Origin of the sequence: Bradyrhizobium sp. NAS96.2 (genome assembly GCF_001908235.1) — a bacterium.
Taxonomy (GTDB): Bacteria; Pseudomonadota; Alphaproteobacteria; order Rhizobiales; family Xanthobacteraceae; genus Bradyrhizobium.
The window spans coordinates 1-11,149 of the sequence record NZ_LGHK01000056.1 but is presented as its reverse complement, the minus strand read 5'-3'; the positions used below and the strand labels follow the sequence as shown (position 1 = coordinate 11,149).

Sequence of the window (11,149 nt, the reverse complement as noted above, 5' to 3'; positions counted from 1 at the left end):
CCATGCTGGCCTCCGCCCAGCCAGCATGGTGAATCAGAAACAGCCTGATTTGGGAATCCCAAATCGATTCAACCTAACCCCATCCCGCTTTAGGCGCAATTTTCGTCGCTGTCCGCAATCTCCGCAGGTCTAAGAAGCGACACAGACCTTGAGCGCTGGCGGATGACAATCGAAAAAGCTGCCCGGAGACTCTGGAGCACGCCCGCGCATGTTCGCCTGAAGCTAACCTAGGTTACCCAACCTCGTGGGGTGGCAGCCATGATGAAACCTCGCAGCCGGATATGTCCTGGCGGCTTCGATTTTCATGGGCTTGCTGGTCTACGCCCAAGAGCATCATGAGTGCTGGAACGGGCACCTGATCAAATTCCTGAAACCCTGCGGATCGGTCAGCCCCTCAGTCTGGTCGCAGGTTCAAGACCGCTTCGCGGGCAAGCATGCGAGCCAACGGGCGGTGTTAGACATCCCCCGCTTCGTTACCTTGCCGCAAGGTGAGGGCGCTTGAGAGCTGCTGTCAATCGCGGCTGCGAAGGTTTGGACAAGCTTCGCCAAGACTATGGTGGAAGGCCGGCCTTTCGCAGCCCCTCAACCAAATGCTCCAGGTCTTCGGCGCGTTTGAGAATGGATACCTGCTTCTGGGTGCCATTGATGCTGTATCTTGGATTCAGGCGTAGAACCTCGCTTGCCTCTGCACGAGCATCTTCCATTCGTCCAAGCTGAGCGTACGTCGCGGCCAAGAAGGCGTGGCCATACTGATGATTGGGCGCGCGGCCGATCGCTTCAGTCAACCAATGTTGGGCATCGGGGTACTCTTTGAGGTGGTAGTGAGCTACGCCGGCCATCAACGGCGCAAAATGCGGATGGAATGGATCAAGGCGCATTTGCAACTTGGCGATGGCGATAGCTCTGGCCGGCTCTCCCACCGAGTAAAATATTTGCGCAAGGCGGTAATCCGCGAAATTGGGGTTCAGCGCAAGCGCTCTTTCGGCGGCGGCAGTCGCCGCGTCGAAGTCACGCTTCCGGATGATGTTGTAGCCCAATTCGGCATAGGCTTCGGGCAGACTTGGATTGAGCGCAATTGCCATGCGCGCCAATTTGATGGCCAGGTCAAGGATCGTCGGGCTCAAATATTCATCGTTCAGGGGATTGAGCCACGCCACTCGGTGAGTGCTGGCGAGCATTGCATAGCAACGGGCATATTTCGGATCGATGGCCAGCGAATCTGCAAGATGCCCTCGGGTTCTCAGTAATTCCGCCATTTGCCACGAGGACTGGAACGATATCCAGGCCGCAGCCGCGCGCATGTAGTGATCGTAGGCCTGCCAGGTCACGGGCGGCTTGAGCAAGGTGCGCTCGGCTTCCGCCATGTTCACATGCGCTACCAGAATTGCGGCGATCGTCCGTGCAACGTCGTCCTGGATCGCAAATACATCCTTTAACTTCTGATCATAGTGCTCGGCCCAGCGGTGCACGCCACTTGCAGCATCAATCAGCTGCGCCGTGATCCGAACCCGGTCATTGCCCCGACGAACGCTGCCCTCCAGAACATAGCGCACGCCGAGTTCTTGCCCCACCTGACGCAAATCAACCGCCCGGCCCTTGTATCGAAAGCTCGAATTGCGGGCGATCACGAACAGGTCGGAGAAGCGGGACAATTCGGTGATGATGTCTTCCGAGATCCCATCCGCAAAGTACTCCTGCTCCGGGTCGCGACTCATATTCTGAAAAGCCAGGACAGCGACCGATGGCTTGTCGGGAAGCGCAAGCGCCGGTCGCGCCGGAGCGTTGCCGAACGACACACGATAGACCCGCACCGGCCGCGCAATGTTCTTCAGTTGATGCTCGCCACTATCTTCGAATTCGACGTCAAGCTTATCCTGCGTATCTTCTCGTACGCGCTGCGACACGCAGAGACCGCCCGGCTCGCAGAGCGCCTCGAGCCGAGCCGCAACATTTACCCCGTCGCCAAAAATATCGCCGCCTTCTATAATGATGTCGCCGGCATTGATGCCGATGCGGAACTCGATCCGTTTCTCAATTCGCACATCGGCGTTTCGGGAGATCATGCCACGCTGTATCGCGACGGCGCATCGCATCGCGCCGACCACGCTGGCGAATTCCACCAAGATTCCGTCGCCGGCGCTTCTGATGAGCCGCCCGCCGTGCTTTTCGATCTCCGGATGGACGAGCGCAGACAGATGTTCGTTTAGCCGGGCGTGCGTACCCTCCTCATCAGCACCCATTAGGCGGCTGTAGCCGGCCACATCGGCCACGAAAATAGCACTCAGTCGCCGTTCGACACGGTCTGCGGCCATAAAAGCTCGCCCTGATCCGATCCGATCTTTAATCAAAGTCTATTGTCAGAAGCAGGAGGTGTCTATCGGGCTCCGGACGCCGCTGTCCTTCAGGCCGTGCCAGCCCGCGTACGAGATCGGCGAGATCGACCTCGGTATCGAATTCTGCCTATTTTGACGGCGAACCGCGTGCGATTCGTGGACGGATGGGCGCGCCCGCAGTGTGCCGGAGAGCGCCAGGCCGGTTAGATGACGTTCTTTCGGAGGTTGCGCCCTTGAAGAGCGCGTGGTCCAGTTGTCTTTGATAATCGCGATACTGGTCGAAAAAGGGATCACCGCATGACGAGACTCACGCCGCTATTTCTCGCCGCGCTTGTGATGCTCTCCAGTCCCGCACTGCCGAATGATGAGCAGATTACATTGGTTGTGGGATTTGCGGCAGGAGGAACCTCTTCAACCGCAGCCAGAATCGTTGCTGAAGCAGCAGAGCAGATTACGCGAACCTCGACGATCGTGGAAAATCGACCTGGTGCGGGAGGGGCGATAGCGGCGGATTGGGTACTTCGGCAAAAGTTGACTCGGACACTCTTGTTCATGTCCTCCACGTCGTCGCTCAGAACGTCTCCTCAAAGCGAGCTCGTGCCCATCGGAATTTTAGCAACCTTCTCATACATTGCTGTCACGAGAAAGGACGCTCCCGAGCATCTTGCTGAATACATGAAGGAAGCCTCGCGCGAGGAGAAATATCGCACCGTAGCCACCGCAGGCGCCGGGAGCATTCCCCATCTCATAGGTACAAAGCTTTTCAAGGACTACGGAGTGCCGATGGTGCACGTGCCCTATCAAGGGTCAGCGCCGGCGATCCTCAGTGTCCTTGGGGGGCACGTCGCGGTTGCGATTGTTCCTTTTCCAGACTTTCTCCCGTTTCAAGATTCGCTTCGCATTCTTGCGCAAACCGGCAGCGGGATTGAGACGGAAGGATGGGTCGGCATCTTCGCTCCGCCGGGAACATCAGCGGAGGAAGTCGCCCGACTCTCCGAGATTTTCCGGCAAGCATCGCAAAGTTCTCAAGAAAAACTGCAAAATGTCGGATTTAAGCATGCATGGCGATCCGGTGCTGAGGCACGAGCGATGCATGAGAAAGATTACGCCCAGTGGGTGCCAACACTTGAGGTGCTTGGAATTCAACCCTGAGACAGCCGCAACGGTGGCCGGCCAAGACGGGACCAAGGGCATCACACCCTGCCGTCCGGAGCCGCGTCGATTTTGCATGCCCTTTGGTTCCGGTGCTTCGCCACTTTTTCGCATTCGGCAAGCCATGTTGGGGGGCTGCCTCGAACTCCGATCACGGAGCCCTGCACGAATGAAGCACGGAGACCAGATTGCGGCCATGTCGGGCGCTGGCGGCCGGGCGCTAGCGGCGCTTTGACACTTTCTGGACCGTCTTGAGAGCTTGATTGACGCCCTTCAGCGATTCGTTGACACCCTTCAGCTGCGCTTCCAGGGTATCCCTGCGCTTCTGTAGGTCCTTCAGCAATGCTTTCCTTTGCGCCTCGGTCAATTCCTCGAAGTCGATAAGATCCACTGCAAATCTACACATCGCCGCCTCCAAGTGGCAAAACTAGATTTGATCAATTCGTTGTCCAATACGCGGCTAAATTGTCGACAATTTCTGGTGGATAATCAAGCTGGATGATACTCGGATCGAACGAATTTTGGGCAAGCTTGCGCGCGGCAGGACATCGGCACAAAGCGTTGCACTTTTCTCACCGGCTTGGTGCGACTGACCTGATCGTTTCAAGGTTCAATCAATCGGCCAAGCTGCTCGTTGGGGTTTGCGGCGGCATTGGCCAAGATTGCCGTGTAATCAGCAATCCAATTCTGGGTGGCGTCTGGCTCGAACAATTCGTCCTTACGCCCGCATATGCCGGTCATCCCCGACGGGGTGTCCTTGAGGGTCATCGAAAGCCAGGCGCGATCGATCGGCATGGCAGAGCGTTCTTCCTGGTAGCCGAACGGCCGAACCGCCAGGTCGGACAGCTCGAGCGCTCGGCGGAACGCAACCTGGAAAACGAAATAGATTTGAACGAGCGATGCCGGGCACAAGCCGGTTTCTTCCGCTAGTCGGCTGGCGATGATATCGAAGGGAAGTTCTTGTCTGGCGTGAGCCTGCAAGACGGCCTTGCGTACGCGATTGAGCGCTTCGCTAAAGGTCAGATCAGCATCAAGTTGTGTGCGGATGATCGTTGTGTTCGCGAACGGGCCGATCACGCGCTCTGTCCTGAGTTGAGGCCGATTGGCCATCAAAGTCGCTACGCAAATGTCGTTGCGTTCGCTCCGGAGCAACAGCAGGGTCTTGAAGCCGGCGAGTAAACTCATGAACAGAGTTGCGCCCCGGTCACGGCTCACGGCGCCCAGCTGCGTCACCAAGTTGTTCGATATTTGAAATGGTTCCTGGAGAACGCGCGAGGTCAATTCGCCTCCAGCGTTACTTTTCGGGGCCTCAAATGGAGGTGAGGCTTTGTCGAGGCACCGCTTCCAGTAAGCGAACTGTCTGTTTGCTTCCTCGGTGCCGGACCACGAACGTTGCCAGCGAGCGAAGTCGGAAAACTGAAACGATGGCTCGGGCAGCTCGACCTTCGCACCGGCAATCGAAGCGGCATAGATCTCCAGAAGCTCCTCCATGAAGATCGCCATCGACCAACCATCAATGATGATATCGTGCATGACCAGAAGAAAAACATGGTCCCTGGCGTCGAGCCGGAAGATATAGGCCCGGAACAGTGGTGCATTGTTCATGTTGATCGGCGCCAGGGACATCCGCTCGGCCTCCAACTTCGCCTTTACCAGCAGAAGTTCCTTGGCCAGGGCATCTCCGGTATGCGCCGGGGCTGCATAATCCTTCACTGTCAGGATTGATCTGACATCGACGTCCGGCACGACGCGGGCGAGAGGAACCTCACCCTGCCAGACAAACACCGTGCGCAACATATCGTGCCGACGCACGACCTCAGCAAGGCTCTGCTCGAGCGCGGGAATGTTTAGACGGCCCTGCAATCGATAAGCGAACGGCAGGTTGAACTGGGGTAATCCGGGTAGTTCGCGCTCGATGCGTAGCATGCGCTCCTGCACGATGGACACCGGCTGTGCGCCATCTCCATCAGAGCGCGAGATCTCCGTTGGCGGATCGTGCGGGCGCGCCAACGAGCCGGCGCCCTCCTTTGAGGATACAAGGCAAAGCGCAAGAGCCGCAACGGTCGACGAATTGAAGATATCCTCGAATGTCAGGGTGAGGCCGAAGCGTTCTTCCACACGCAGAATCATCTGCGTCATGGCAAGTGAATCCACCCCGAGCGCGAAGACATCCTGGTCAACGCTGATCTGATCGACGTCCAGGATGTCCTTCCAGATACCGGCCAGTTGACGCTCCAATTCCGAGCTGGGCGCAACTCCCTTGCCGCCGTCCTGGATTGGTCGGTACTTTGAAAAGCTGGCCGCAAGTTCATTGCGCTTGATCTTCCCGCCGGCGCCCTTCGGGAGTTCCGGCACAATCAGGATGAGGCCAGGGACCTTGAACCCGGTCAGGCGTTCTCGGGCAAAGTCTCGGAGACTTTGTGCGCTTGCCTTTGCGTCCGGACGCAGCACGACAGCGGCGGCGACGTCCGCGCCCAGTCGCTCGTGGGGGACAGGGAAAACAGCGGCTTCGATCACAGCCGGGTGGCTCAGCAAGGCGCTCTCCACCTCGGCGGGGGCAACCTTCTGCCCGCCCTTATGAATGATCTCCTTGATGCGACCGACGATGAAGAGATACCGGTCGGCGTCCAGGTATCCGAGGTCGCCGGTCCGGAACCAGCCGTCCTGAAATGCGGACGCGGTAGCGGCGGCATCATTGTCGTACCCCCTGGTTATGGTGGGACCTCGCAGCGCGATCTCTCCACGTTTGCCGGATGGCAAGCGACGGCCTCCACTGTCCAGTATCACGATCTCGGGGCCGGCGGGCCGACCGACTGAACCGCGCTTTCGCCGCTGCAGGGGATTTGCAGCGATCTGGGTTGCGGCCTCCGTCATGCCGTAGGTGTCGATAACGGGAACACCAAACAACGCTTCCAGTCCGTCGAGCACTTCCGACGGCAGAGACGTCGAAGCCGAACGAACGAGCCGCAAGGAGGACCGCTGCACAGCCTGCCTGTAGGGATCCGCCGCCGCCAATAGCGCGCGATGGATTGCTGGTACCGCCGTGTACCAGGTTGGTCGAAACTCCGTCAGCCAGCCGAAAAACGCTGTTGCATCGAAGCCGGACGGACAGACCGCACCGGAGCCTGCAGCGAGCGCGGCCAGAAGTCCCGATATCAAGCCATGGCCATGAAAGAGAGGCAGCACGCTCAGCAATCGGTCGCGAGCGTCAAGCTCCAAGGCGGCGCCAACGTTGTCGGCCGACAGACAGACGCTCGCATGGGTCAGCGGGACCGTTTTGGGGCGCGACGTACTGCCAGATGTCATCAGGATGAACGCGTCGTCAGCGCTAGCCGCAAACTCGTCGTCAGCGAGGAGTTGCGGTGCCTGACCGACAATACTGAAAGCGCCGGCTTCCCCGTTGGGCCGCATCGACACATCGACCACGGGCACGCCCTGGATGCGGGCGGCGCGTCGGCTGGCCGAATTCAAGTCAGCGTGCGTCAATAGCGCCGCCAGGTGCAATTCGCCGAAATAACGCTGGTATTCGTCGCAGGTGAAACCCGGATTGAGAGGTACACAAACCGCGCCGGCTGCAACCGTGATCGCCGCGACTGCAGCCTCTGGTCCGTCCGGCAGCACTACCGCGACCCTGTCAGTTCGGCGCACGCCGATGTTCCGCAACCCGAAAACCACTTCGTTTGCCCGCGTCCACAGCGCGCCATACGTCATCGGGAGGCGTGCGGGGGCCAGAATGGCGTGGCGCTCCGGCGCATTTTCTGCATGGCCGGCGAGGAGATCTCGAACGCACGGAAAGGGGCGTCGGCCGGCGCTCCTGCGTGCAACACCGTTCTGCAATTGCTTGATAATATTCGACAACGCCGCCCCCCTCTTGGTCAATGTCGCTGCGCTGTTGAAGTCATTTCCCAGAACCATCAAACACATTGAAGGGCGAGAATACGCTGATAACGTCGTCGGACAATCGACCGCAGGCGCCTCGGCTGCGCTCAGGCAAGTTGCCGTTCTGAAAGCATCTCAGGAAGCTCAACGCTTATAGCAGTATGTTGAACCGCTGTCCGGCACGGCCGACGACCGGTTCGGGTCAACAGGCGAAGAACTCAACCTGAGCAAATCCAGTCCGCTATGCCCCACTGAGCAGAGCTTGATGAGAGCTGCGGCCGCTTCGCTGATGCGCCAACAGCAGACTCATGCGCCGCGGTAAATTTCGCCATATAGATCGGCCTGACGATGCAGGCGAGCACGGCGCATTCGGTCAATCCCGCTTTCCGAAAGCCCTCAATCATCAGCTTAGCGTTTATTGATAGCCGGCTCCGAGCGATCCACGCCGATATTGTGAAGGCGGGGTCGATCTCAAGCATACGAGCCGCCGCCCTCACGGGCCTCGGCGTCGCGCCCGAGATGGGCGAAAGCGGATGCGAGGCAGCGGTATGGTCCTGGATAGGAGGGGTTGTGACGCTGGGCTTTCTTCCCTGCACTGATGGCCTCGTCAAAGCGACGAAGCTCAATAAGGGCAAATCCCATCCCGGTTAGGTGCTGTCCTAATTAGGACACTCGATGCGGGGAATTAGGACACCCGTTAAGCATGCGACGATTTGTTTACGTTTGATTCACTCAGGTTAATTGACTGGCTCACGCTTTGATTCGATCATCCGGGCACTGGGCGGCGCGGTTTCATTAAGGTCAATCTACTATGGCCCAGAGGGGCGCCTAACCATTGCATCGGCGGCGCGGCAAGGCTGGAGTGAGGAACGGCCTCAGCATCACCTCCAAGGGTGCTGGGGCCGTTTCTTATGACCATAGGAACAGGCGCGGCGGGTGCCGGATTATTTATGCTCCTAGCGCGGTCCTGCCGACAGCGTTGGGACGCAAAGTGTAACTAGCGGCCCCGGCTCTATGCCACCCTCGCTGGGGCCGTTTCTTTGGAAGCCATCGCTACAGCCTGTGGATAGGTCGCAAGCCGGGGATAGTTTTCAATCACCCTTCGGGACGATCCGGACCACGGAATCAGTTAGTCCAAAAGCTGCCAAAGTCCGGTCCTTGGAGTGCGGACGAGCGGATCAATTGGCTTAGGCTTCTTGTGATGGGATTCCAAATCTCTTACGGAAACGAAGCCGAGATCGAGATCAAAAAGAAAGAGGCCGCCAACTGAGGCGGCCTTACTTCTTGGACAAAATGTTCTTAGCAAGCGCGACTAGCTTCCTAGCTGCATCACGAAGCGAGTTGCGATCCCGTTCGATAGCCTTCAAGGCTGCGGATTCTATTCCGTTCCACTCTTCTTGAATTTGGAACTGATGCTTTTTGTCTGGATCGGACATCGCCGCTCGGCCCCGCAACGATTGCGCGAAAAACTATTAACACGCAACGCACGCAAGAGTTCCGCGCTTCAGTCCCGGTTTATGTCGCGCAGATGAGAACCAGGACCAGAACGGTCAGAGCTATCGAGGCGTATCCAGCGATGGCGACCCAATCCCTCGTCATCGGGAAATGCTGGAACTGTTAGCGGGCCGCTCGTTGATTTGGGTCAAGTCTTTGGCACAAACTGCATAGTGAATTTTATAGCGGCATAAGAGCCGGAGATGGCGAGAACATTCCGTGACCACCGCTCGGTAGTCCTACCGAGAACGTCACCTAAGCCGAATTCCTACGGCGTGGGCCGCCCTGTCTGACGTGACGGGACGGTGAAGACATAGGCGTATGACTGGTCATACGCCTGTGTTGAAGGTCGCGCGTCTCGACGTAATTTCGTCGGGTGCGCGGCGCCGTTGGACGCTGGACGAGAAGCAACGGATCGTGGCGGAGAGTTACGCCGAGCCGCGGCAGGTGTCGGCGACAGCGCGGAGGAACGGGCTGTCTGCGAGCCAGCTGTTTACATGGCGCCGGCTGGCCCGGGCTGGTCGGCTTGCGGAAGCGGACGGGGGGACGACGTTTGCACCGATAGTTATATCGCCGGAACAGCCTGAAGCTGCGGATCGGAGCCTGCCACCTCAGGCATGTGTGCCGGCGGTGCCGGGTCGGATCGAGATCGTGCTGATGCGCGGACATCGGGTGATCGTCGACAATGGCGTCGATGCGGCCGTGCTGGCGCGGGTTGTGGCGGTACTGGAGCGGCGATGATTCCGGTGCCGAGCAATGTTCGGGTGTGGCTGGCAACCGGGCACACCGATATGCGCAAGGGATTTGCGAGCCTCTCGCTGCAGGTGCAGGAAGTGCTGCGGCGCGATCCGCTGGGTGGGCACCTGTTCTGCTTCCGCGGACGCAGCGGCAATCTTCTGAAAGTGATCTGGCATGACGGCCAAGGGGCATGCCTGTTCACCAAGCGGCTGGAGCGCGGGCGGTTTTTGTGGCCGAGCCCAGCCGACGGCGCAATCACGATCTCACCGGCACAGCTTGGTTACCTGCTGTCCGGTATTGACTGGCGCAATCCTCAGGAAACCTGGCGTCCGACGTCGGTCGGCTGACAGTTTTGGCTTGCGGATCGCAGCGGATGTGATTCCATCGTCTAGTGAAAGACGCAGCTGAATCGCTTCCATCCGATCTCGCCGCCGCTCACGCGATGATCCTTAAGGAGCGCGCTGCGCGTGTGGAAGCCGAGGCGGTTGCAGCCCGCGCCCAGGCTGTGAACGCGAACACGGAAGCGCTGATTGCCCATCTCAAACTCGAGATCGAGAAGCTGCGGCGCGAGCTTTACGGCAGCAGCTCAGAACGCAAGGCGCGGCTGCTCGAGCAGATGGAATTGCAGCTGGAGGACCTGGAAGCAGCCGCGACCGAAGATGAGATGGCGGCCGAACAGGCCGCGGCCGGTGCACAGACGGTGCGCTCATTCCAGCGCAAGCGGCCTTCGCGCAAGCCCTTCCCCGATCATCTGCCGCGTGAGCGCGTGGTGATTGCTGCGCCCGAGAATTGTCCTTGCTGCGGCTCGGCGAAGCTGTCGAAGCTCGGCGAGGACGTCACCGAAACGCTGGAGGTCATCCCTAGGTCCTGGAAGGTGATCCAGACGGTGCGCGAGAAGTTCTCGTGCCGGGAATGCGAGACGATTACCCAGCCGCCGGCGCCCTTCCATGTTACCCCGCGCGGCTTCGCTGGGCCGAATTTGCTGGCGATGATCCTGTTCGAGAAGTTCGGCCAGCACCAGCCGCTGAACCGCCAGAGCGAGCGATACCGGCGCGAAGGCATGGATCTCAGCCTCTCGACGCTGGCCGACCAGGTGGGTGCCTGCACGACGGTGCTGCAGCCGCTGCATGCGCTGATCGAGGCCCACGTTCTGGCCGCCGAACGGTTGCATGGTGACGACACCACTGTGCCGATCCTGGCAAAGGGCAAGACGGTAAAGGGGCACATCTGGACCTATGTCCGCGACGACCGGCCGTTTGGCGGACGTGCACCGCCGGCGGCGCTGTATTACGCCTCTCGGGACCGACGCCATGAACATCCCGTCCGGCATCTTCGAGACTTCGCCGGCATTCTGCAGGCCGATGCCTATGACGGGTACAACGAACTTTACAAGCCGTCCCGCTTGCCGGGGCCGGTTACGTCGGCCCTGTGCCGAGTAGGCGGGGGTGTTGCCATCCCCGCCCCTCACAGACCCGGACGAGCGGATTACCCGCATCCGGTTCTTCACGCGCAAGCTTCGCTCACGAGACGGCATATTGGTGGACGATCTTGGC

7 protein-coding genes are annotated in these 11,149 nt (G+C 59.4%); 4 read left to right on the top strand and 3 right to left on the bottom strand.

Features of this window, described 5'->3' with window-relative positions:
• Positions 1-551 precede the first annotated feature (551 nt).
• Positions 552-2,312 carry an adenylate/guanylate cyclase domain-containing protein gene (locus AC628_RS14025; protein ID WP_074127400.1) on the bottom strand — a complete coding sequence of 587 codons (1,761 nt, stop codon included), beginning with the start codon at positions 2,310-2,312 and terminating at the stop codon, positions 552-554.
• Between the two features lie 318 nt (positions 2,313-2,630).
• Here AC628_RS14025 and AC628_RS14020 point away from each other — a divergent pair, with 318 nt between their 5' ends.
• Complete coding sequence (locus AC628_RS14020; protein ID WP_074127399.1) at positions 2,631-3,485, top strand: Bug family tripartite tricarboxylate transporter substrate binding protein; 855 nt, start codon at positions 2,631-2,633, stop codon at positions 3,483-3,485.
• 220 nt (positions 3,486-3,705) lie between these two features.
• Here AC628_RS14020 and AC628_RS43965 read toward each other — a convergent pair whose 3' ends face one another.
• On the bottom strand, positions 3,706-3,876 hold the full coding sequence (locus AC628_RS43965) for a hypothetical protein (RefSeq protein ID WP_168193372.1): 171 nt from the start codon (positions 3,874-3,876) through the stop codon (positions 3,706-3,708).
• A gap of 212 nt (positions 3,877-4,088) precedes the next feature.
• Positions 4,089-7,400, bottom strand: coding sequence for an AMP-binding protein (locus tag AC628_RS14010; RefSeq protein ID WP_168193371.1), 3,312 nt, complete (start codon positions 7,398-7,400; stop codon positions 4,089-4,091).
• A 1,779-nt stretch (positions 7,401-9,179) separates the two neighbouring features.
• On the opposite strand from AC628_RS14010, the gene tnpA reads away from it, so the two are divergent.
• The 3 genes from tnpA to tnpC all read left to right on the top strand — a co-directional run.
• A complete protein-coding gene (tnpA, locus tag AC628_RS14000; protein ID WP_074127395.1) occupies positions 9,180-9,599 on the top strand; it encodes an IS66-like element accessory protein TnpA in 420 nt (139 codons plus the stop codon).
• Positions 9,596-9,943, top strand: a complete 348-nt coding sequence (tnpB, locus tag AC628_RS13995; protein ID WP_050421752.1) for an IS66 family insertion sequence element accessory protein TnpB — start codon at positions 9,596-9,598, stop codon at positions 9,941-9,943. Before tnpA ends, tnpB begins: the two co-directional genes overlap by 4 nt.
• A 95-nt stretch (positions 9,944-10,038) precedes the next feature.
• A partial coding sequence (tnpC, locus tag AC628_RS13990) for an IS66 family transposase (RefSeq protein WP_245321169.1) occupies positions 10,039-11,149 on the top strand: 1,111 nt, incomplete at its 3' end.

What these genes read in the sequence shown, in the direction of transcription:
- AC628_RS14020 (WP_074127399.1), top strand. Translation starts at nt 2,631, where the DNA reads ATGACGAGACTCACGCCGCTATTTCTCGCCGCGCTTGTGATGCTCTCC.
- AC628_RS14025 (WP_074127400.1), bottom strand. Translation starts at nt 2,312, where the DNA reads ATGGCCGCAGACCGTGTCGAACGGCGACTGAGTGCTATTTTCGTGGCC.
- tnpA (WP_074127395.1), top strand. Translation starts at nt 9,180, where the DNA reads ATGACTGGTCATACGCCTGTGTTGAAGGTCGCGCGTCTCGACGTAATT.
- AC628_RS14010 (WP_168193371.1), bottom strand. Translation starts at nt 7,400, where the DNA reads ATGGTTCTGGGAAATGACTTCAACAGCGCAGCGACATTGACCAAGAGG.
- tnpB (WP_050421752.1), top strand. Translation starts at nt 9,596, where the DNA reads ATGATTCCGGTGCCGAGCAATGTTCGGGTGTGGCTGGCAACCGGGCAC.